General features: G+C 66.1%; 15 protein-coding genes and 1 pseudogene. 12 read left to right on the forward strand and 4 right to left on the reverse strand.

Going from position 1 to position 23,220, the window contains the following annotated elements; genetic code table 11:
- Positions 1-306: pseudogene (locus ACE3P0_RS17160) on the forward strand (hypothetical protein); the annotation flags it as partial.
- A gap of 56 nt (positions 307-362) precedes the next feature.
- Here the strand turns inward: ACE3P0_RS17160 and ACE3P0_RS17165 are convergent.
- Positions 363-3,380 (reverse strand): transglycosylase domain-containing protein, encoded by a 3,018-nt coding sequence (locus tag ACE3P0_RS17165; protein ID WP_374403955.1) that lies wholly within the window; start codon positions 3,378-3,380, stop codon positions 363-365.
- 298 nt (positions 3,381-3,678) lie between these two features.
- On the opposite strand from ACE3P0_RS17165, the gene ACE3P0_RS17170 reads away from it, so the two are divergent.
- Complete coding sequence (locus ACE3P0_RS17170; protein WP_374403957.1) at positions 3,679-4,155, forward strand: YhcH/YjgK/YiaL family protein; 477 nt, start codon at positions 3,679-3,681, stop codon at positions 4,153-4,155.
- Between the two features lie 54 nt (positions 4,156-4,209).
- Here the strand turns inward: ACE3P0_RS17170 and ACE3P0_RS17175 are convergent, their stop codons facing one another.
- From ACE3P0_RS17175 to ACE3P0_RS17185, 3 genes are all read right to left on the reverse strand, one after another.
- Positions 4,210-5,046, reverse strand: a complete 837-nt coding sequence (locus ACE3P0_RS17175) for a nidogen-like domain-containing protein (protein ID WP_374403958.1) — start codon at positions 5,044-5,046, stop codon at positions 4,210-4,212.
- 279 nt (positions 5,047-5,325) lie between these two features.
- Positions 5,326-5,919 carry a DUF3617 domain-containing protein gene (locus tag ACE3P0_RS17180; RefSeq protein ID WP_374403959.1) on the reverse strand — a complete coding sequence of 198 codons (594 nt, stop codon included), beginning with the start codon at positions 5,917-5,919 and terminating at the stop codon, positions 5,326-5,328.
- A gap of 75 nt (positions 5,920-5,994) precedes the next feature.
- A complete protein-coding gene (locus ACE3P0_RS17185; RefSeq protein ID WP_374403961.1) occupies positions 5,995-8,421 on the reverse strand; it encodes a cache domain-containing protein in 2,427 nt (808 codons plus the stop codon).
- Positions 8,422-8,443: 22 nt separating this feature from the next.
- Between ACE3P0_RS17185 and ACE3P0_RS17190 the strand changes: the two genes are divergently transcribed.
- From ACE3P0_RS17190 to ACE3P0_RS17235, 10 genes are all read left to right on the forward strand, one after another.
- The gene (locus ACE3P0_RS17190; protein ID WP_374403962.1) at positions 8,444-10,858 is read left to right on the forward strand and encodes an MFS transporter; all 2,415 of its coding nucleotides are present in this window, start codon (positions 8,444-8,446) and stop codon (positions 10,856-10,858) included.
- Positions 10,855-11,889 (forward strand): ABC transporter substrate-binding protein, encoded by a 1,035-nt coding sequence (locus ACE3P0_RS17195; RefSeq protein WP_374403963.1) that lies wholly within the window; start codon positions 10,855-10,857, stop codon positions 11,887-11,889. The genes ACE3P0_RS17190 and ACE3P0_RS17195 overlap by 4 nt, the downstream gene beginning before the upstream one ends.
- Positions 11,886-12,581, forward strand: coding sequence for a hypothetical protein (locus ACE3P0_RS17200; RefSeq protein WP_374403964.1), 696 nt, complete (start codon positions 11,886-11,888; stop codon positions 12,579-12,581). The genes ACE3P0_RS17195 and ACE3P0_RS17200 overlap by 4 nt, the downstream gene beginning before the upstream one ends.
- 65 nt (positions 12,582-12,646) lie before the next feature.
- Positions 12,647-14,611 carry a DNA topoisomerase IV subunit B gene (locus tag ACE3P0_RS17205; protein WP_374403965.1) on the forward strand — a complete coding sequence of 655 codons (1,965 nt, stop codon included), beginning with the start codon at positions 12,647-12,649 and terminating at the stop codon, positions 14,609-14,611.
- Positions 14,612-14,704: 93 nt separating this feature from the next.
- The gene (locus ACE3P0_RS17210; RefSeq protein WP_374403966.1) at positions 14,705-15,715 is read left to right on the forward strand and encodes an ABC transporter substrate-binding protein; all 1,011 of its coding nucleotides are present in this window, start codon (positions 14,705-14,707) and stop codon (positions 15,713-15,715) included.
- The gene (locus ACE3P0_RS17215; RefSeq protein ID WP_374403967.1) at positions 15,712-18,129 is read left to right on the forward strand and encodes an ATP-binding protein; all 2,418 of its coding nucleotides are present in this window, start codon (positions 15,712-15,714) and stop codon (positions 18,127-18,129) included. Before ACE3P0_RS17210 ends, ACE3P0_RS17215 begins: the two co-directional genes overlap by 4 nt.
- A 68-nt stretch (positions 18,130-18,197) precedes the next feature.
- Positions 18,198-19,196 carry an ABC transporter substrate-binding protein gene (locus ACE3P0_RS17220; protein ID WP_374403968.1) on the forward strand — a complete coding sequence of 333 codons (999 nt, stop codon included), beginning with the start codon at positions 18,198-18,200 and terminating at the stop codon, positions 19,194-19,196.
- A complete protein-coding gene (locus ACE3P0_RS17225; RefSeq protein ID WP_374403970.1) occupies positions 19,193-21,193 on the forward strand; it encodes an ATP-binding protein in 2,001 nt (666 codons plus the stop codon). Before ACE3P0_RS17220 ends, ACE3P0_RS17225 begins: the two co-directional genes overlap by 4 nt.
- Positions 21,194-21,466: 273 nt before the next feature.
- On the forward strand, positions 21,467-22,255 hold the full coding sequence (locus ACE3P0_RS17230) for a hypothetical protein (RefSeq protein WP_374403972.1): 789 nt from the start codon (positions 21,467-21,469) through the stop codon (positions 22,253-22,255).
- Between the two features lie 137 nt (positions 22,256-22,392).
- Positions 22,393-23,175 (forward strand): hypothetical protein, encoded by a 783-nt coding sequence (locus ACE3P0_RS17235; protein WP_374403973.1) that lies wholly within the window; start codon positions 22,393-22,395, stop codon positions 23,173-23,175.
- The last annotated feature ends 45 nt before the right edge of the window (positions 23,176-23,220 follow it).

Genomic DNA, 23,220 nt, shown 5'->3' on the forward strand with positions numbered 1-23,220 from the left:
GACTATGTGACCACCTGTGACGCCATGCCATGCCTCGGCGGCAACGATGAGGGTGAATGGGTCGCCTTGCCGGCACACACGGCGAAGGCGTTCAGCGGCACGCTCAGCGTCTTCGGCGTGTCCTACACCGGCGCGACGATCAATGTGTGGATCAACGGTGTGAAGAAAGGGCAGGTCGTGTTGGCGACCGGCGGCACGCTGGCGCAGAGCACGCCGCTGACGCTGGCGGTTCCCGCTGGCCTGGTGCTGGTGAGGCTCGAAGTCGTCAGCGGGGGATTGAACCTGCAATCGATTGCGATCAACTGAGAGCGATCGACTGAGGGCGATCAATCGATCGCGCCACGCAGCGAAAAACGGCCGGTTCAACCGGCCGTTTTTGTTTCCGCGGGCGCCGCGTCAGTGCTCACCGGTGCCGCTACGGGCGCCGGCTTGCAGCTGCTGGTGCCGATGTTCTCGCTGCGGTTGATTTCGCCGATCAATTGCGGCGCCAGTACCTTCAACAGTTGCGCGGGGAGCGAGCTGGTGAAGCTGTAGTTGGCGGCCTCCGGCCCTTTGACGTAGGCGGTGACGGTGCCGAAATGGCGCTCACCGATGTAGAACACCAGCGTGCCGGAGCGGCTTACGACGCGCTCCGAGATCAGCACGCCACCCTTGCCATACACCTCGAAACGGTGGTCGCCGGTGCCGGTCTTGCCACCCACCGTGATCGGCGTGCCGTCTGGGCGCTTGAACACGCCGCTGAGCCGCTTCGCCGTGCCGTTCTCGACTACCAGCGCCATCGTTTCACGTGCCACGCGCGCGACTTCGCTCGGCAACACCCGCTCGCCCTTGGGCGGCACATAGGCCAGCCGGGTTTCGTAGGGCGTGCCCTTGGCGAACTGCATCTGATCGAGGCGCACGGTGGGTAGCCGTATGCCATCGTTGAGCAGCACGCCAACCAGTTCGGCCAGCGCGGCGGGGCGGTCGGCCGAGCTGCCAAGCGCGGTGGCGTAAGAGGGCACCAGCGTGTCGAACGGGTAGCCGAGCCGCTTCCACATCTTGTGGATTTCGAGGAAGGCTTCGACTTCAACGAGCTGCTTGATGCGCACATCCTGTGCGCTCTTGAAGCGCGTCTTGAACAGCCAGCGATAGACGTTCTGGCGCTCGTCGGCGCTGTCGGCGATCACCTGCGACAGCGTTGCCTTCGGATGCGTACGCAGGTAGCCGACCAGCCACAGTTCAAGCGGGTGCACCCCGGCGAGGTAGCCGCGATCGGCGAGGTCGTAGCGATCGGGCGAGTAGGCCTCGTAAAGCCGTTCGATGCTCGACGACTCGACCGATGCATTGGGCAGGTTCTGTTCAAGGAAGGCGCCGAGCTGCGAGGCATCGGCAGCCGGATCGAGTGAGCGGAAGATCGTCGTCAGCCGCTTCGGCGTCGGGTGAATGCCTTCGATCAGGCTTTCCAGCGCCTCGCTGCCGCTCTTGCCCTGGTACTTCTTGTAGAAGCGCAGGATGAATTCCTTGCCTTCGCGGTCGGCGAAGCGCGCGAGGTATTCCTGCCGTTTCGGATCCTTGTGGTCGTCGAGCAGCGTCGCGCTGGAACTGGGCATGTTGAACATCGTGTGCCGCACGATGTCGCGCATGATCCGGATGAAGGCGAGGTTGATCGAGCGCTGCAGCGATTCGCGCACCGTCACGATGCGGTCGTTGTCGCGCTTGTCGAAGTTCTCGAAGGTCAGCAGGCCGCCACCGGTGAAAAAGCTCTCGGCCGGGCTGGCCGAATACTTGCGCTCCATCGCGGCCTGCAGCATCGCTTCGAGACTGCGGTCCTTGGCGTCGGCGAGGTAGCTGACGGCCCATTGGGTCAGGTGGTCCTGCTGCGCAACCGGCGTCTTCAGCAGTGCTTCGCGTTCAAGTGGTTCCAGTCGGTCGTGCAGCCGCGCGATGATCTCCAGATAGCTCACCAGCGTGCGCAGCTTGGCGGTTGAGCCGAGGTCGAGCTTGGTGCCTTCGTTGATGTCGAAGGGCTGATCGAAGTTGTCGGTCTGAACGCGCACGAGGTTGGCGCCGTTGGCGCGCTCGAACAGCGTGAAGCTGTATATCACCTTGGACGGATCACCGCCGCCCAGCATGCGCTCGCCGACGAGCCCGACCTCTTTGGCAGCGTCCGGGTTCGAGATCGCTCGCAGCGTCTCGGTCACCTTGCGCTGCAAGCCGGTGTCGAGCGAACTGGTGGCGCTCATGTCCATGTGATCGAGGTCGTAAAGCCGCGGCACGCCGAGCAGGCCGGAAAGTTGCGTGCGTGTCACCACGGCCGCCTTGCGCCCGCCCAGCGAATGGGTTGCGACGCTTTGCGCGCTGCGTTGCAGGCGCAATGGCTGCGCCAGTGCCGCGTCGCGCAGTGCGGCGGGGATGATGCCCTCGCTCGTCAGCAGCCGCAGGTGCGCGTTGGTCAGCGATTCGAGCGCCTTCTGGTCAGCGAGGAAACCGCTCGGGCGGCGTTGCGAAATCATCAGCGACAAGGCCTGCTTGTAGGCCAGCCCGCGTTGCGCAGGATTCGCGCTCGGGTCGCGCAGCAGCGTGTTGACTTCGCCGAAATCGCGCCCGTACCACGCAGCTAGGCCGTCACCGATGCCGATCACCTCGCCGTAGCCCGGCTTCGCAGCCAGCGGCACGGTGTTGAGGTAGTCGAGCGCGAGCTGGCGCCGCACTGCCGTGGTGTCCTCGCCCTGCAGGTAGGCGCGCAGCGACGCCGACGCCATCTGCTGCAGCTTCTCGCGCGGAGAGCTCGTGCGCCCTTCGGGCGAATGGCGGTACTTCTCGATCTGTGTCGCAAGGGTGCTGCCGCCGTGTGCATCGTGATCCGCGTCGATCTTGCGGATCAGCTGGTCGGCGGCGGCTTTCAGGAAGCGATCCCACTCGATCGCGGGGTTCTTCGTAACGTGCTCGGGGCTCAGCAGCTCGCGGTTCTCGATGTACAGCAGACTGCGCACCAGCAGATCCGGCACCGACTCGAAACGGTCATAGACACGTTCCGGGAAGCGAGAGGTGAAGAGCGCCTGATCGTTGCAATCTGCGATCGAGAGGCCGCCCTGCGACTTCTCGCGGTAGGGCGCGAACAGGCCGGCATCCACTGCGCGCGCCATGTCGGCCGAAATCCGCGCCTGCTCGGTGACCACGTAGCCGCGCGCGGTCAGGCGCGGCACCAGCTGTGGCAGTGCGCTGTAGCCGAGGCGTTGGTCGAAGGGCCCGTTGGCAGGGAAGCGGATCGCGTCGCTCTTGCCTGGTGCCACCTTGAACGACATGCGCTGCCCCCACTCGGTGAGGTAGCGAGACTGGAAATACGAGGTGCTCGCCTCATACCAGGCGAGGCCGCCGACGGCGGCAGCACCCAAAACCACAACGCCTGCGATCCCTTTGAGGATGAGGCCCCTGCGTTTGCGCCGGGGCGAACCAGGGCCTTGCGCCGCGTTCGTCATACTGTTCCAACCGTGATTCAGGGTTCAATGCAATCCGGATTTTTCAGCATTATCGCGAAACCGCTGGCCTCGCGAGCGTGGCGTGGCGAACACGCGACGCTAGCGCAAATATGTCGCAGCGCGCGTGGACCTGCCCCATGATTCATGGCAGGGCGGCTGTGCTCGCTTCGCACCGGCTGGCGCGGCACAATGTGCGCTCCCCCTGATGATGGCTGCTGCGATGTTCCTCTCCGATCTCTCATCCTGGCGCAAGCGCGCCGCCGTGCTACCTCCAGCCATTGTTCGCGCGCTTGAGGCCCTGGAGAGGCGGGATCTCGACGCGTTGGAGCCTGGCCGCTATCCGCTCGACGAGGAGGGGATGTTCCTGCTGATCCAGCAGATCACGACACAAGCCGAGGCCGGCACCCGGCCCGAAGCGCACCGGGATCATGCGGATATTCAGCTGGTGTTGAGTGGCCGGGAACGTTTCGGCATTGCGCCGCCCGACCCGGCGCTCGTGCCGGTGCAGGAGATGTTCGAGGCGCGCGACATCGGCTTCTACCCGACACCGCGCCACGAGTGGTTCGTCGATCTCGCACCGGGGCAGTTCGCGATCTTCTACCCCGGCGATCTGCACCGCCCGTGCGTCGCAGCAGGCAGTCCGGCGCCGGTGCGCAAGGCGGTGGTCAAGTTGCACCGTCGCCTGTTGGGGCTCTAGCCAACAAAAAACGGCGGGATTTCTCCCGCCGTTTTCGCGTCGACCTGCTTTGCTTCAGGCGCGGCGACGTCTTGCTGCGCCCAGCGCGGCGAGGCCGACGCCAACCAGGGCCAGCGACGCGGGTTCCGGCACATCATGCGGATCTACCGGACGCAGCAGCGGGTCGAACCAGATGTGGTGGTTCTGGACGACAGACTTGAGGCCTGCCTGGGTCGAACCCTCCAGCACAACAGCGTTGCCGAGGCCGTCGCCAAAGCCGATTGCCGCGACCGTGCTCGTGTCGGTGCGCTCCCAACCCATGCCCTTGTAGAAGAAGCCGATCGTGCCCTCACCAACTGGCAGGTCGTAGTCGCTGCCGCGCAGAACGAGCTGGAAGCTGTTCAGCTGGTCGGTGTGCGACGAGTAGTAGCCGACGTTGTCCCACGTAACGATGAACTCGTTGGCGATGTCTTGACGGTAGTGCACTACGCCGCTGGCTGCGCCGCGCGTATCGACGTCACCAAAGAACGGCGAGATCACAGGGGCGTTTGCCCCGGTGGGGCCTTCCGGCACATAGGCCGAGATGCCGTGACCGAAGCTCACGTTCCCGTTGTTGTTGATGTACAGCGAATCGTAGGTCTGACCAAAGAAGGTGATCGAGAAACCAAGGCTGATCGGGCCACGGAAGCCGTCGTCATTGCGGCCCGTAACGTTTCCGGCGTTTGCGGCGTTGCCGCCACCTGTCGTTACCGAGATGTTGCCGATGCCACCGCCGATGGTGTCGGTGTAATAGTTGGTCGAAGCAATCAGCGATGACTGCGGAACGGTGATGATGGCCGCGGAGGCAGCCTGGCTAAGGCCGAACAGGCAGGCGCCAGCGGCAATTGCTGCGGAGAAGGATCGGATGGTCATGGTCGAAAATGCCAGGTGGATGATGGTCGTGCTGTGTTGCACGTTGTCACCGCAGCAAAAATCGGGCCATCAGCAAATGACGTTTGCAAATCAGTGACTTGCCTGAATCGCCTCCAGCAGATTCTGATTGCCTGTAAGCAGCGCCGACACTGATCACCGCAATGGTCGATCTACATGCGTCCGTACGATGGCGGCTACGGCCACTGCGCCCGAAGCGACAGCCGCGCGGTCGTGAGGCCGCTCATGGCTGGTAGCCCGAGCGACCGGGCTTCGCAGCATTCACTTCGTTTGCTGTTTCTTCATCGCTTCCATCATCTGTTTCATCTGCTCGGGTGTCATCTTGCCGCCTTGCGGCATGCCCGCCTGCATCTTCTGCATTTCGAGGGTGTTGAAACGGTGGCCGTTGACTTCGATGTCACCGCCTTTCCAGCCGGCCGGGCAGGCGCCGAGCCAGCGCACGCTGACCTTATGCCGTGCGTCGGCAGTGCCGTTCATCGGCGGCTCGAAGTGGGTCTGCGAGTCGATCGTGTAGGCGTTGCTGAAGTCGCCGCTCATCACCGCATGCGTGGTGGCCGTTGTACCACCGTGTTTGCATACTGAATCGGCTTCCCAGCCGGTGGCGGTTTTCTTGAATGACTGCTTCGCGCATTCCTGGCGCCCCGGGCCCCCTTCGCCGCGCATCGCGTGCTTTTGCAGTTCCGCGTCGGTCTTTGCGTCGATGCATTGCTTCATCGGTGGCATGTCGCGATTACGGGCATCGCTTTCAGCCTTGATTTCCCACAGCCCCTCCTTGCGTTGCGGCATGTCGGCGGCAATGGCGGGGAGGGCCGATGTGGCACACAGCGCAAGCAGGCAGATCGATCGAGCAGACATGATGACTCCCATGAGTGAATCGCTGCTCTCAGCATAGGCCCGCCCGCCGCGGTGTGCTGGCGTGTTTCGCCCTTGTCAGTCGCCGTTGCCAGCTGCCGCGCGACGCAGGCCGCGCTCGCGTTCGCGCTGGCGCAGTACGTCGATCATCACGTTGAAGGTGCGGCCGAGCGAGCCGATTTCGTCGCATGAGCTAACGCGCACATGGGCGCCGTCATAGTCACCGCGTTTCAGCGCGTCGGTTGCTTCGATCAGGCGATGCAGCGGGCGCACGATGCTGCGCGCGAAGAGCAGCGCCAGCAGCACGAACACGACGCCGACGAGCGCCAGGCTGTAGAGCACCTGGTCGAACATGCGCCGCAACGGGGCCTCGAAACTGTCATGCGTTTCGGTTACCCCGACAACCCAATTGTGCCCCGCCACCGGCGCGTAGCCCGCGACCTCCGCCGTCTTCGAGATGCTGGATGCGTAGTCGATGTTGCCCTCACGCTGGGCGCCGACCATCGCGCGAGCGAGCGCGGGCATGCCGAGGCTGTCGACGTGCTGGCGGCGGAAACGCTGGTCGGCGGCGATGGCCTTCTGGGTGGTCGGCGATAGCGCATCGAGGCTACGGAAGATCAGGCCCGGATCACGGTGATGGATCAGCACGCCGTCGCCGTCGATCAGGAAGGCGTTACGGCTGGCACTGTGCGCGGTGTCCACGATCGCACCGATCGTCTCGGCGCGGATGCGCAGCACGATCACGCCGATTACGCGGCCGCCGCCATCGCGTACCGGATGTGCAAGGTAGGCGCCGGAGCGCCCGGCGACCGCGCCGACGATCAGGCTCGTCACGTTCGGCCGCCCCGACATCGCCGTCTTGAAATACTCGCGGAAGGCATAGTTGCCGCCGACGACTTCGGGCGCGGTGGAAATCAGCGCGGTGCCGCGCGCATCCATCAGCGTTAGCAGATGCACGTCGGGGTTGGTGGCGACGAGTGCGGCGAGCCGGGTGCGGATACGCTCCAGTGCGGCGGGACCGGGGTTCTGCAGGGTCGCGATGACGTCGTCGTCATTGGCGATGAAGGCGGTCACGCGGCGGCTGTCTTCGATCAGTTGCGACAAGCGGCCGGCGGTGCTCAGCGCGAGGTGTTCGAGGCTGCGGCGCTCGGCCTGGGCGAGGGCATCCATGCTGCCGGTGTAGTTGTGGTAGCCGGTGATGCTCATTGGCACCAGCGCGGCAAACACCAGCGCGAGGCTCATCTTCAGCGCCAGCGGCCAAGCACCTGGATGCCACAGGCGACGACCGATGCGCTCGCGTTTGCGGTCTTGCGGGCGCGTGGCATCGCCGCCAGCGGCGAGTGCTTCTTGCAGGCCGAGGCTCGCTGCGTGGGCGGCGAACAGCGCGCGGCGGAATTCCTCGACACTCTGCGGGCGGTCTTCGGGTCGCGGCTGCAGTGCCCAGTCGATCGCGCGCAGGAAGGCCGCGCTGTAGCGGCCTGTGCCTGCGGCCTCGGCGCTCACGTCAGCCTGCGGCGCGGCCTGGCGATCCGGCGCCTCGCGCGGACGCTGGCCACTCACCATCCAGTACAGCGTTGCGGCGAGGGCGTAGAGGTCGGTCCACGGCCCCTGGTGATCGCCGAGGTATTGCTCGATCGGCGCATAGCCCGGCGTCAGGATCGCCGGGGCATCGGCGGCACCACCATTGGCGGGGCGCGCAGCGCCGAAGTCCAGCAGCACGAGGCTGCCATCTTCGTCGCGCACGCTGATGTTGTCCGGCTTGATGTCACGGTGCAGCACGCCGGTTCGGTGCACCAGCGCGAGGCCATCGAGCAGCGGTGCGAGCAGCAGCAGCAGATCGGGTTCCGACACCGGCGGCGCACCGGCCTCGCCGCCGTGGCCGCCTTTGCGCGCACCGAGCAGGCGGCTCAGCGCGGGTGCCGCGCGGCCGCGGCCCTGCCACCAATCGGTGAGGGATTTGCCGCGCTCGTAGTCGAGCACCATGTAGGCGGTGCGGTTGGCTTCGAAGAAGCGCGCTACGCGCACGATGTTCGGGTGGCGAAAGGTTGCCAGCGTGCGGGCTTCGACGAGGAATTGGTCGAGGCCGTCGAGCAGCGTGCGCACATTGTCGATGCGGCGCGGCCGCACCGTGCTGTCGCGCGCGCGCTGCGCGAACTGGGCTGGCAGGTATTCCTTGATCGCCACCGATGCATGCAGATTTACATCGGTCGCGAGGTAGGTAATGCCGAAGCCACCTTGGCCGAGCACTGCGTCGATGCGGTACTCGTGCAGCCGGTAACCCGCCGGCAACGCGATCGGCACAGGCCCTGCCACCGCCTGCATTGCCGCGGCGGCTGCATTGGCTGGCAGCACGACGGTCGAGTCGTCCGACGCGGCGTTCAGCCTCGCGGCCGCACGGTTGCGTTCGGCGGCGAGGGCTGCGGGCGTGAGCAGCACGGTTTTCTGGTCGTCCATCGCGCGTTGCGGCTTCCGGTGGTTGGCGGCACGGGTGCTACGATAGTTCAAACCTGCGCCGGGAGTGCGTTCGATGCACGCGAAGCGGTCGCCCACCGAAATCGCCGAGTCTGCCGCTGCACCGCTGGCCCGCCTGTTTGCGGTTGCGGTGCTGGTGGTGCTGGTGGTGCTGTTTGGCGTGGGCATGAGCGCCTTCCTCAACTACTTCAAGTTCCAGTCCGCATTGGAGTCGGCCGCACGCTCGCGCATGGCCGTGCCAGCGTCGGCGGTGCGGGAGGGGGTCCAGGCCTCGCTCGCCCTCGGCCTGCCGCTGGCCAGCGCCGCGGCAGTGCCCGATCTGCTGGCGCGCGAACGGCAGGCCGACGCTGCAATCCAGGCAATCTCCATCTTCGATACCGCGGGTCGCGTGCGTTTCAGCACTGATGCGAGGGCGGTCGGTACGACCGTGCCGTCGACCTGGCTGGCTGCGGCCGGCGACGCGCGCGAGGTCTGGCACCTCGCGGCAACGGGCTTTGCGGTGCAAGGCCTCAGCTTGCGCAACAGTTTCGATGTGCCGCAGGGCAGCGTTGCCGTCAGCTATACGATTGCCGATCAGCAACAAGCGCTGCTGCGCATGCGCACTGCGCTGCTGTGGATCGCGCTCGTCGGCGGTGCGGGGTCCGCCTTGCTCGCGATGCTGGCGGTGTGGGGTGTGCTGCGCACGTCGAGCGCAAGGCATGGCGCACTGGCGCGCGACGACGGCACGCAAGGACACGCCGCGCCGCTGCAGGCCCGTCTGGCGGGCGCGATCCTGCTCGTGGCGGTCGTGGGGCTGGGTGGCGTTTCGTGGGCGACCCAGCGAGCGTTCGACGCCAACCTGCAGCCGGAACTCGCGCGCAAGGCGGCGGTAGTTGCACGCTCGGTTGGCGAGCTGGTCGGTACCGCAATCCGCTACGGCGTTGAGATGCCGGAGCTCGTTGGCGTGGAAGCCCATCTGGCCGATGTGCGGCGGCAGCACCCCGAGCTGGCAAGGCTTGCGATTCTCGATGCGCACGGTGTGCCGCGCTTTGCCGTAGGTGAGCGCACGCCGGAGGCGGGGGTACGTGTGCCGATCGGCGATGCAGCGCACCCGCTCGGCAGCGTCGAAGTGGGTGTCAGTGCAGCCTATCTGCGCAGCATCCTGTTCGAAGTCCTGCTCGATCTGGCGGTGGTTTTCGTCGTTGCGGTGTTCCTCACGCGCGAACTGTTGCAGTTCATCACGGCGACCGATCCGCGCCTCGGCGCCGCCCCCGCCGGCGGCGCCGTGCTTGCGCGCATGCGGGTGCCGCTATTCCTTTTCATGCTCGCCGAGGAATTGACGCGCGCCTTCGTGCCGGGCTTTGCGCGGGCTTTGCTGGGTGTCGGCGCCAACACGTCGACCGAGGTGGCGGTGGGCGTGCCGATCACAGTGTTCATGCTCGTCGTTGCGCTTGGTCAGGCGCCGCTGGCGAGCTGGGGTGAACGCGTTGGCCTGCGCCGTGCGATGCAGTGGGGGGCGCTGATCGGTGTGGTGGGCCTTGCTGGCGCCGCGCTCGCGCAGGGCTTTCATGCGTTCATTGCCTGGCGCGCGCTGTGTGGCCTGGGCTATGCCACGGTCTTCGTCGCGGCGCAGGGCTTTGTGATCGCACACACCACGCAGGCCGAGCGTACGCGTGGTTTTGCGTTGTTCGTTGGCGCCATCATGGTCGCGGCCGTGTGCGGCCCGCCGCTTGGCGGCATTCTCGCGGACCATGTCGGCGCGCGGGCAGGCTTCGCAGCGGCTGCGGCGGTGGCGCTTGCCGCGGCGCTGGCGGTGCGCTTGCTGCCGCGCGATGCGAGCGGGGCGGTCATCGCGAGCCCGCGTTTGAGCTGGCGTGACGTTGTGCGTGTGCTCGGCGAGCGGCGTTTTTTGCACATCACCGTGTTGGCCGCAGTGCCGGCCAAGCTGATCCTCGCCAGCTTCTGTTTCTACCTGGTGCCGATCTACGTCGTGTCGCTCGGCGCACCGACCGCCGCGGCCGGTCGGGCGTTGATGGTCTACGCAGCGGTGCTGGTGTTGGTCCTGCCGTGGGCCGCGCATCTGGCCGAACGTGGTGTGCCGCAAGCCCTGTTGGTTGGGGGCGGGCTGTGTGTCTCGGCGCTCGGCGGCTTCGGGCTGTTGCTGTGGAGCGGCGTGGCGCCTGTTTTCGTGGCGATGGCATTACTGGGCTTGGGCCAGGGGCTATCGATTGCGGCGCAGAGCAGCCTGCTGTCGCTGGCTTGCGCCGAAGAGATTCGTGAGCACGGCAGCGCCGCACTGTTCGGTGCGTACCGTCTGATCGAGCGCCTGGGCAATGCCAGCGGCCCGCTCCTTGCGGGGATGCTGGTGGCGAGCTTCGGTCATGCCGGCGCTTTTGCGCTGATCGCCGCGCTGGTGCTCGCTTGCGGCTTTCTGTTCCTGCTGCTGGCTGGCACCCTGCGCGGCGCGCAAGTTGTGGCGGTGCGCGCATGAAGGCGCGCTCGATGGTGGTGTTGATATGCCTTGTGGCGTGGCTGTCGCCGGCGCTGGCGGCTCGCCCTTTTCGCATTTACGCGGTGACTTACCGCGGCGTAACCGAGGTGGAACGCGGCTTCGCCGACTACTTTGCCGAACGCGGCATTCCGGTTGAGATCACCTATCGCGACATCGCGCTCGACACTGCTCGCCTACCCGCGGTGGTCGAGGAGATCCGCCGCGTGCGGCCAGACCTCGTCTACACCTGGGGTTCGGGCGTCACGCTCGGTATCGCGGGCCCGTGGGATCAGGCCGATCCGGCGCGTTACATCACCGACATCCCCGTGGTGTTCAGCCTTGTTGCTGCGCCGGTGAGCGCGCGCATCGTGCCGAGCATGCCGTCATCGCGGCGCAACGTTACTGGCGTCAGTCATGTTGCCAGCGTCGCCACGCAGATGCAGGTGATGTCGGCCTACAAGGCATTCCGCTGCGTTGGCGTGCTGTACTCATCCAACGAACCGAATGCGCTTGCGGTGCTCGACGACTTGCGGGCCGAGGGGCGACGGCGCGGCTTTACGGTGCAAGCACGCGCGTTCGCGACCGACGCGGCGGGCAAGCCCACGCCCGAGGGTGTCGCCGGCTTGATCCGCGAACTCCGGCGCGCCGGTGCCGAATGGCTGTATCTGCCGCCCGACTCTTTCCTCAGCACGCAGGCGAAAGGTCTCGTGGTGCCGGCGGCTCTGCAGGCGGGCCTGCCGGCCTTCGCGTCGACCGAACCGTTGATGGCGGCGGGGGCGCTGGCCGGGCTGGTGAGCCGCTACTACACCGTGGGCCAGTTCGCCGGCTACAAGGCCGAGCAGATCCTGGTCAACAAGCAGCCGCCGAGCCGCATTCCGGTCGAGACGCTGACGCGCTTCTCGCTGCAGATCCGGCTGCCAGTCGCGCGCCGGCTCGGTCTGCTGCCACCCCTGGCGATGTTCAACTACGCTGAAATGCTGGATGCGGACTTTTCCGCGCCAGCCAAACCCGCCGCGGAACCGACACGATGAACCGCACTGCGCCCGCCGATGACTGCCACCAGCGAAGCCTTTGTCCGGCCGATCTGCCAGCGTTGATGCAGCTATACGCAGCGGTGATGGCGGCAATGCCCGACGCCTCAATGTTCCGCTTGGCGGGTGGTGCCGATACGTTCTTCAATAAACACTTTGGCGAGCGTGGCGAGAGCCTGGGCGTTTTTCTTGGCGACACACTGGTGGCCTACGGCGCGCTGACACTGCCGCGCGAAGGCGATGTCGGTAACTACGCGAACGACCTCGGTTGGCCGCCTGGCCGCGCTGCGAGCGTGGCGCTGCTTTCGGCGGCAATGGTCTTGCCCGAACACCGTCGCCTTGGATTGCACGGCACCTTGATCGAAGCTCGCATCGCGCGCGCAGCGGCACTGGGCAAACCCGATCTGCTGGTGCGCGCTGCGCCGGCGAACCATGCGTCACGCCAGGCGGTGGTCGAGCGCGGCTTTGCGCTCATCTGGCTTGGTGTGCAGGCCGATGGCTCGCTGCGGCACATCTTCTGGCGGCCGTCGGATCGGGCGGCAACGCTTGGCGACGAGGCGGCCCTGGTTTGGGCCGAAGCGCAGGATCTGGCGGCGCAGCAGCGTTTGCTGTCGGCCGGCCTGGTTGGCGTACGCGCAAGGCTCACCGACGCCGCGATCGGTTTTGCGCCGGCGGGCGCGGTCGGCAGCTGAAGGGGCGGTTTGGTGTCGCGCATTTGCTACCATCCACGCCAGTTTCCGCATCAGGCCGTTCCCGCATGACCTACAACGAATCCTCCTTCCGCGTCCTCAAAGGGCTTGAGCCGGTTCGCTCGCGCCCCGGCATGTACACCCGCACCGATTCGCCGGCGCACATCATCCAGGAGGTGATCGACAACGCCGCGGACGAAGCGCTGGCGGGCTTCGCCAAGCGCATCCATGTCGCGATGTTCCGCGACGGCTCGGTGGCGGTGACCGACGACGGCCGCGGCATTCCGGTTGGCCTGCACCCGGTCGAGGGCGTGCCGGTGGTGGTGCTGGCCTATACGGTGCTGCACGCCGGCGGCAAGTTCGACAAGACCTCCGGCGCCTCGGCCTACGCTTTCTCGGGTGGCCTGCACGGCGTGGGCGTGGCGGTGACGACTGCGCTGTCGCTGAAGGTGGCGGTGGATGTGCGGCGTGAGGGCAAGGCCTGGCACGTCGAGTTCGCCGATGGCGGCCGCGCGATCAGCGAACTGGTCGAGACTGGCCCCTGCGGCAAGCAGACCGGCACGCGGGTGCATGTGTGGCCGGACCCGAAGTACTTCGACGCGCCGCGCGCGTCACTGGCCGAAATCGAGCGCCTGCTGCGCTCGAAGGCCGTGCTGCTGCCCGGCGTGACGGTGACGCTGGAAGTGGAGCAGGCCGACGGCAGCTTCGTGAAGACCGAATGGCGTTACGCCGACGGCCTCACCGGTTACCTGCGCGAGATGGCCGGCGGCGTCGATCCGCTGGTGCCGGTGTTCGCGACCGAGAAGTACGCCGGCCAGGACGAGGATTTCGCGCCGGGCGAAGGCGCAGCTTGGGCCTTCGCGTGGTTCGACGGCTTCGTCGGCAGTGAAAGCTATGTGAACCTGATCCCCACGGTGAATGGCGGTACGCATGAATCCGGCCTGCGTGGCGGCGTGTTCGAGGCGGTGAAGTCCTTCGTCGATCACCATGCATTGCTGCCGCGCGGCGTGAAGCTGCAGCAGGATGACGTGTGCGGCAAGATGAGCTTCCTGCTCTCCGCTCGCCTGCTCGACCCGCAGTTCCAGGGCCAGGTGAAGGAGAAGCTCAACTCGCGCGAAGCGGTGAAGCTGGTGTCCACGATGGTGATGCCGCTGTTCGAAGCCTGGCTGAACCAGAACGTGGAGCAGGGCAAGGCGATTGCCGAACTCGCGATCAAGCAGGCGCAGAGCCGCCTGAAGGACGCGCAGAAGGTCGAGAAGAAGAAGACCTCCGGCGTCGCGGTGCTGCCGGGCAAGCTCTCCGACTGCGAGAGCGAGGACATCAACGACAACGAGCTGTACCTCGTCGAGGGCGACTCAGCCGGCGGCTCCGCCAAGCTTGCGCGCAGCCGCGAGACGCAGGCGATCCTGCCGCTGCGCGGCAAGGTGCAGAACTCGTGGGAGATCGACCCCAACCGGCTGTTCGCGAACAACGAAATCCACGACATCGCGGTGGCCCTGGGCGTGGATCCGCATACGCCGGAAGCGCCGGACACCGTGCTCGCCAACCTGCGCTACGGCAAGGTCGTGATCATGGCCGACGCGGACGTCGACGGTTCTCATATCCAGACTCTGCTGCTGACGTTGTTCCTGCGCCACTTCCCGCGTCTGGTCGCCAGCGGGCATGTGTGGATCGCGCTGCCGCCGCTGTACCGGGTGGACGTGCCGGCTTCCGGCAAGAAGCGCCCGGCGCGGCGGCTGTACTGCCTTGACGAGCGCGAACTGGCCGCGGTACGCGATCGCCTCGCGAAGGAGGGCGTCAAGCCTGAACAACTGGAAATCGGCCGCTTCAAGGGCCTCGGCGAGATGAACCCCGAGCAGCTGAAGGAAACCGCAATGGACCCGGCGACCCGCCGCGTGCTGCCGGTAACGATGGACGATATCGCGCTGGGCGAGACCACCGAGCTGTTCGACCTGCTGATGGGCAAGGGCGAGGCGTCCGGCCGTCGCGCCTGGATGGAAGCCAAGGGCAATCTGGTCGAAGCCGACCTGTAAGGCCTTAGCCCGGACGGCTGCGCGGCGGGGGCGGCCACGCCGTCATCGCCCGTCGCCCTCAAGTCCGACACGGCGGATGCCGTACTCCCGGGCATGCATCCGTGCGCGCCCGGAACACTGCCTAGCCTGACACGTCGCCGCCTGGTTTCCGCAGGGCTGGGCGGGCTCGCGCTGGCAACGCTCCCCGCGTGCCAGCCCGATCTGGTTGCGCAGGCCGCAAAGCGGCCGCTGCGCATCGCCATCGATCTGTGGGCCGGACACTATCCCTTGCTGCTCGCCCGCGAACGGGGGCTGCTCAAGGCGCATGGCGTCGACGTTGAGGTGGTGATCCCCGAAAACACCCGCCAGTTGCTGTCGGACTTTGCGGCGTGCTCCTACGACGGCGTCTGCGTGTCGCTCGGCGACATAATCACGCTGACCCGCGCGACGCCCGATATCCACATGGTGCTGGCCTCGGGCGAATCGATCGGCGCCGACCGTATCCTCGGCAAGGGGTCGCCATCGCGCGTCGACGATGTGCGCGGCGCCCGCATTGGTACTTCGCTGGGCGGCTTCGGTGAACTGCTGGTGCTGCGCTTCGCGCGCCGCTACGGGTTGTCGCTGGGCGACATCGAACTGGTGCAGGTGGATGCCTCGGAGGTGCCGGCACAGCTTGCGAGCGGCGCGATCGATTATGGCCACACCTGGGAACCCTACGTCGCCCAGGCGCGCGAGCAGGGCTTCGTTGAAGTCTTCTCCAGCCGCGACACGCCGGGGCTGGTGGTCAACGGTTTGATCTGTCACGGCTCGGTGCTGCGGCGACGCGGGGCGGAGATCCGGGCGCTGATCGCTGCGTGGTTCGAAGCGGTGGACTGGTGGAACCGCTTTGAACTGGATGCGGAGCCGATGCTGCGACGCGCGCTCGCCGGCCGTACCAGCGAGGTGGTGAGAGTCGCCATCCGCCTGCTGACGCGCGAGGACAACCGCGCGAAGTTCCGCCCTGGCACGACGGAGGATTCACTTCATCGGGTGGCCGAACTCTATGCCGACCACTTCATCGCCCGCGGCCTGATCGGGCGACGCCCCGCATCCGCGGAACTGCTCGACGCGGATTTTCTTGCATGAACATCCGCACCCGTCTGCTGCTGGTGCTGATCGTGGCGGCTCTGGTGCCGCTCTATCTTGCAGGCTGGATGGCGTTGCGCAACAACGCTGCGGCGCATGCCGAGCGCGAAGATGCGGCGCTGATGTCGCGCGCCAACGAACTGGGCGCCGATGTCGAGGCCTTTGCGCGCGGTTCGCTCGAAGCGCTGCGCGCGGACGCCGGGCAACCGATCTTCGAGCGCTACCTCGCAGCCGACCCGAATACCCGCGTTTCGATGCAGATTGAGTTGCGCGGCGCGCTGCGCAGCGTAGCGGTGAAGGACCCGATCCATGTCATGTCCGCAGCGCTGCTCGATGCCGACGGGCAGGTGCTGGGCGACACCGCGCTCGCTCAGGCTCAGCGTGATCCGGCGCAGGCCAGCCCGTGTGCTGCGCTGGCGCTGGACAGCGGGCTCGGTACCTTGAGCGGGCCGCGTATTGCGGCCGGCGCACGCACGCCCTTCATTCACTTCTGCCAGCCGGTGCGCAATGCGCGCGGGCGCATCATCGGCCTGCTGCGCCTGCGGGTCTCGGCGGCCCGCCTGCAGGCCATCGTGTGGCGCGGCACGCTTAACGAAGTCACGCTGCGGCGCGTTCTGGTGCTGGGGCAGGATGGCGTTGTCGTGGCGCACAGCGGGCGGCCGGAATGGGTGCTGCGCGCGCGTGTCGGCGGCGATGCCGCGTCCGACCAGCGACTGCGGCGTGCCGGCTTGCTCGCGCCCGACGGCGCGATCGAGCGGCTCGCCGGCCAGCTGCCGACGGTCAGCCAGAGCGCGCAGCTTGCGTGGGTGGATACCGGCGCCGATCGGCTGCGCGTGGCGGTCGTCGCTGTGCGCGATACCGCATGGCGGCTGGTCGTGCTGGTGCCGGAGGCGGTCTGGCTCGCCGGGGCGCGTACCGAGATCGCGACCATGCTTTTGCTCGGTGCGGTGCTGACGGTGCTGTTGCTGCTTGCGGCCTGGTTTGCTGCCGGGCGCATCGCGGCCCCGATTGTCAGTCTTACTGCCCTCGCAGACCAGGTGGGGCTGGCCGGGTCGGCGCCGCGCTTGCCGGTACAGGCCGGTGGTGAAGTGGGGCGCTTGGCTCGCGCGATCCAGGCCATGACCGAGCGGCTCGAAGACACGCTCGCGCGCCTCGCCGCGCAGGTGGAAGAGCAGCGCGCCACGGCGAGCCGCCTGCAGATCAGCGAATCGCGCTTTGCTGCGCTGTTCAATCTGTCACCGCTGCCGCTGCTGTTATCCGACCGCGCAAGCGGCGAGATCGTGGACCTCAACGCGGCCTTCATCACGCAGTTTGGCGACGAGGCGCATACGCTGCCGGGACAGCGCCTTGCCGCGCTGCACGGCGACACCCGCTATCCCGACTTCGTGCATCTCGCAGGCGTGCTGAACACCGCCCGCAATGTCGATGCGCTGGCAACACTCGATGCCGCCTCGGGGCCGCTGTGTTTGCGGATCTTTGCGCGCGCCTTCGAGGCGGGCGAACGCCAGTTGGCGATCTGGACCTGCGTGGACGTGACCGAGACCGAGCGTGCGCGGCAGGCGCTCGAAGCACTCAACGCCTCGCTCGAAACCCGCGTCGAGCAACGCACCACCGAGTTGCGCGAGACCCTCGCGCGGCTGCAGCTGGCGCAAGACGAACTGGTCCGCTCGGAAAAGCTCGTGGCGCTGGGCGGCCTCGTCGCGGGCGTCGCGCACGAACTCAATACGCCAATCGGCAACAGCGTCACTGTGGCCAGCACGATCAGCGAACTGACCGCACGCCTGGTTTCCGACATGGGCGCTGGCCAGTTGCGGCGATCGCAACTGGAGACCTATATTCAGGCGATGCAAGACGCCACCAGCCTGATCGAACGCAATCTGGCGCGCGCGCGCACCCTGGTGACCAGCTTCAAGCAGGTTTCGGTGGACCGCGTCAGCGAAGCGCGCCGCGGCTTCGATCTGGCCGACGTGGTGGCCGAAGTCGCCCAGACGCTGGCGCCAAGCTTGCGTGGGCAGGTTGGCCGGCTTGAGCTCGACCTTTCCAGCGTGCCGATGGACAGTTACCCCGGCGCGATCGGGCAGATCGTCACGAACCTGGTGAACAACGCGATGCTGCATGCCTTCGAGGGGCGAGAGGCGGGCCAAGTGGTGATCAGCTCGGCGGCCTTGCCCGACGGCGCCGCCGAGCTGTGCTGCCGCGACGATGGCTGCGGCATGGACGCCGAAACGCTGCGCAAGATATTCGACCCCTTCTTCACCACCAAATTCGGGCGCGGCGGCAGCGGTCTCGGCATGCACATCGTCTACAACCTCGTCACCCGCGTGCTGGGTGGCCGCATCCATGTCGAGAGCCGGCCGGGCGAGGGCACGTTGTTCCGCATCGTGATACCGCGAGTCGCGCCTGCGGCTGAATGAGCCGGAATTAAAGCGCAGCCGTGTGTATGCCGTAGTCTGACTGGATGTCAGGGAGAAAAGGCTGGGGCATGGAAGGGGGAGCTTCGATATCGGTGCCGCGCCGCCGTGTGCTGCAGGCGGCGCTTTGCGCTGCGGCCTCGCTGCTGGCGGGCTGCGAGCGTAGCCCCGCGCCGCCCGCCCGTCTTCCGCCCTTGCGGATCGCGATCGACCTGTGGGCGGGCTATTACCCTTTGCTGCTCGCGCGCGAACTGGGTTACCTGAAAGCGGCCGGTGTCGAGGTCGAGATCACGCTGCCTGAGAATACCCGCCGCCTGCTCAGCGACTTCTCGTCCGGCCGTTACGACGGTGTGTGCGTGTCGCTGGCCGATGTCGTGACACTGACCCGCACCTCGCCCGACGTACGCATGGTGCTGGCCTCGGACGAATCCGCCGGCGGCGACGTATTGCTGGCGCGGCACGCCTCGCCGGACGCCGCCTGGCTGCGTGGCAAGCGCGTCGGCACCTCGCTGGGTGGGTTCGGCGAGCTGCTGGTGCTGCGCTTCCTCGCGCGCTACGGGCTGACCTTCGACGACGTGAAGCTCGTCAACGCGGATGCCTCGTCGGTGCCGGAGCTGCTTGAGCGTAACGAGATCGACCTCGGGCACAGCTGGGAGCCCTACGTCTCGATGGCGCGCAAGAAGGGGTTCGAGGCGGTCTTCTCGACGTCCGACACGCCGGGGCTGATCATCGACGGGCTGATCTTCCACAACACCGTGTTGCAACAACGGCCCGACGCGGTGCGGGCGGTGGTAGCGGCCTGGTTCCGCGCGCAGGAGTGGTGGAACAGCCACCCGGCCGAAGGCGATCAACGCCTGCTGGTGCTGTTGAAGGGGCGCACCGATGACGTCAGCCGCAATGGGATCCGCTTGCTTGGGCTCGCCGAAAACCGTGCGAAGTTCCGTCATGGCGATACCGACAGCTCGATCCTGCATGTGGCGGACCAGTACATCGAGCACTTTGTAGCACGTGGCTACCTGCTGCGGCGCCCGGAGCCCGGCGCATTGATCGACCCGCGCATGCTGCCATGAAGATCCGCGGCCAGCTCCTCGTGACGCTCGCGCTCGTCGCGCTGGTGCCGCTCTATGTGGCAGGCTGGATCGCGCTACGCGCGAACGAGTACACCCGTACCGAACAGGAAGACCGTGCGCTGCTGGTGCGCGCCGGCGAAGTGGCGGCCGCGGTGGATACCTTCGCTGCGGCCACGCTGGATGGCTTGCGCGCCGACAGCCATCTGCCCGCCCTGCGCCGCTACCTTGCTGCCGACGATGAGCGCCGTGCGCTGCTGATTTCCGAGCTCGTCGAAACGCTGCGCAACACCGTGATCAAGGATCCGATCCATGTCGGTTCCGCGGCGCTGCTCGATCGCGATGGCCACGTCATGGTGGATACCGAACTCGGTCGCGTGGGTGCCAGCGAGGCGGATAACCTGTGGTTCCGCCAGACGGTGGATTCCGGCCTGCCCAGCCTGGCGGGCCCCTTCTTCGATGCGGACGGCGCAACCTTGTGGGCATCGGTGCCGATCCACGATGGCGGTGGTCGCGTGGTGGGCGTGCTGCGCTTGCGCATCTCCGCGGCCCGCCTGCAGGAATTCGTGCGGCGTGATCAGGTGCGCGACACCGGCGGCAGCTTCAGCGTGTTGTTCGACAGTGCGGGTGTGGCGATTGCGCATGGCGAGGATGGCCGGCTGCAGGGGCGTGTCGTGTACGGGGGCGACCCGGGCAGCCTGCTGCGACTCAAGGCCGAACGGCGCATCGATGCGGATGTGGCTTCGGTTCGCCGCGTTCCGGATTCCTTGCTCGACGGCGTGAACTGGGCTGATCTCAATGGCGACGGCGTGAAAGAGCGCGTTGCCGTAGTAGCCCTGACCACCGCGCCGTGGCGACTTGCGCTTGCGGAGCCGGCCTCTGCCTACCTTGCCCCCTACGCACGAGTTACCACCGCGGTGTCTGCGCTTGGCTTGATGGTGACCTTGCTGATTGTCGGCGCCGCTTGGCTGGTGTCCGCGCGCATCGCGAAGCCAATCATGCAACTTACTGACGCGGCGGAGCGGATCGGCACGGGCGAACAGGCGATTCTGCCGACTGGCGCAACCGGTGAGATTGGACAGCTCGCTCGCGCCTTTGCGCACGGTGACTTACGTTTGCGCGAATCGCGCGCTGCGCTTGAAGCGCTGAATGCCACGCTGGAAGCGCGGGTTCAAGCGCGTACCGCAGAATTGAGCCAGGCGCTGGAGCGCCTGCAGCTGGCGCAGGACGAGTTGATCCGTTCGGAAAAGTTCATCGCGCTGGGTGGGCTCGTCGCGGGTATTGCGCACGAACTCAATACGCCGATCGGCAACAGCGTGACGGTGGCGAGTACCTTGATGGCGCAGTCACGCCAGTTGCAGCGCGATGTGGAAGCCGGGCAGTTGCGCCGCTCTGCGTTGATCGACTATGCCGGTACTGTGAGCGATGCGGCGAGTCTGCTGACGCGCAATCTGGAGCGCGCGCACGATCTGGTGGCGAGCTTCAAGCAGGTGTCGGTCGACCGCGTCAGCGAAAAGCGGCGCGAATTCGATCTCGCGACGACGGTGCGAGAGATTGTCGCAACGATGGCGCCGATGATGCGACACCAGGGCGTCGAGATCGAACTGGATCTGGAAGAGGGGGTGCTGCTCGACAGCTACCCCGGTCCGCTCGGCCAGATCATCACCAACTTCATCAACAACGCGCTGATCCATGCCTTCGAGGGGCGCACCGACGGCCATCTGCGCATCACTGCTGCACGCTCGGGCGCGACGAGCTGCACGCTGTCGTGCCGGGACGACGGTGTCGGGATTCCGCAAGAGCAACTCAAGCGGATTTTTGACCCCTTCTTCACCACCAAGCTCGGGCGTGGTGGCAGTGGCCTCGGGCTCAGCATCGTCTACAACCTGGTCAGCGGTGTGCTGGGCGGGCGCATTGATGTCGATAGCGCGCCCGGCGAAGGGGCCTGCTTCGTTGTGACCTTGCCGCTCGTCGCCCCCGACGCCAACGACAAGGCGTAGCGCAAGCGCTGGCGCGGGTTCCGCTGCATCGACCTGATTTCACCCGCATGACAAGTGACAGCGCAGCAACGGAGTTGTTGCGTCGCACAAATCAAATTGAATATCCCGTTCGGGTCATAAAAATCTTCTAGTGGGGTTTGCGCGAAAAGCGCAGTTTTCGACAAGGCGCCGCGAAGGCGAACGGCACACTGCTGCCTGCAAACGACACGTCACCCTGTCGCTTGCAGGCGTCGAAGAACGCTTTCCCCCCCAATCAAAAATACAGAGGTCATCATGAGGAAACTGATCATTGCCGCGGCAGCGCTTCTGCTTGCCGCGCAGGCATTTGCTGCCGACGAAATCAAGCTACTGCGCTCGCAGAGCACCGTGTCATCGAAGTACGGCATCAGCAGCCAGAGCATCCGCTTCGAAGCGATCCTGAAGAACCTGGCCTACGCCAAGCAGGTATATGTGCACCTCAAGCGCCCCGATGGCAGCTGGACCGATGTCCCGCTTTCCTACCAACGCGCTGCGGACGCTGGCCGTGAAGTATGGGCCGGCAGCTATACCGACCCGAACGACACCAACACCGGCCCCAGCTTCAAGACCTTCGACCTCGAGTTCGCGCTGCGCTATCTGGTGAATGGCGCAGAGTACTGGGACAACAACGGCGGCCAGAACTACAAGCAGGGCCGCGACACCGGCAGCATGCTGTTCGGCACCCACGTGCTGGCGCGTGTCTATGACCTCAACAACGCCGCTTATGTCTATGGCGGTCGCCTGTACGGCAGCGTGACGCTGAAGAACCTGTCGCCGAACAAGCAGGTCAAGGTGGTGTATTCGACCGATGGCTGGCAGACCAGCAAAACGGCCTGGGGTACTTTCAGCAGCAGCTTCTGGTTCGGTGGCTACAGCAGCGCGCCGAATCCGAACCAGTACGGCTCGGAAGAGTGGAACTACGAGCTCGACGTCGGGACCACCGCGACCAAGGTCGAGTACGCGATCGGCTACATCGTGAACGGCACGACCTACTGGGACAACAACTACGGTCGCAATTACCTGCAGCCGCTTAAGCAGTACTGATCCTGCCGATCCTCGCGGCACGGTTCGCCGTGCCGCGTGCGATGCCGGGCGCGCGATCCGCGCGCCCACCCCCATCAAATACGTGACGTAAGCGCCCGCCCGGCGAGGCGCGCTCACGCCCCTGCCAGGAGGCAATCATGAAACGAATCCTTATTGCACTTGCAGCGCTCATCGCTTGCAGTGCGGCCTTTGCGGCCGATGAGATCAAGCTGCTGCGTTCGCAGAGCACGGTTTCGGCTTACTACCAGGTAGGGTTGCAGTCGGTGCGTTTCGAAGCGCTGGTGAAGAATCTCGCCTACGCCAAGCAGGTCTATGTGCACCTTAAAAAACCGGACGGCAGTTGGATCGATGTGCCGCTTGCCTACAGCCGCCCCGCCGACGCGGGCCGCGAAGTGTGGGCGGGCAACTTCGCCGACAGCAACGAAACCGGGCTTACGTACGCGAGTTGGGATCTGGAGTTTGCGCTGCGCTACAAGGTCAACGGCGTCGAGTACTGGGACAACAACGGCGGGCAGAACTACCGCCAGGCCAAGGATTCGGGCAGCCTGATCCCTTCCGCACCGGTGCTGGCGCGCTTCGTTGATACCGGCAATCCGGTCACCGTGTATGGCAATCGCTACTATGGCAGCGCGAGCGTGAAGAACATCGGTGCCAACCGCCAAGTGGAGATTCGTTACACCACCGATGGCTGGCAGACGACGCAATCCGCCTGGGCGGTATGGAACGGTGATTTCTGGCGCAGCTACTACAGCAGCACGACGAACCCGAACCAGTACGGCGTGGAAGAATGGGCGTATGGCCTCAACGTACCGGCAGGCGCCACCCGCATCGAATACGCGGTGGGCTACACCGTAAATGGCCAGACCTACTGGGACAACAACTACGGCCGCAACTATGTGGTCCGTGTGCAGCAACAGTGATCAAATCGCCCGCGCACGAATGAAAAGGCCCCGCACTGCGGGGCC

Source organism: Niveibacterium sp., from assembly GCF_041909475.1.
Lineage (GTDB): Bacteria > Pseudomonadota > Gammaproteobacteria > Burkholderiales > Rhodocyclaceae > Niveibacterium.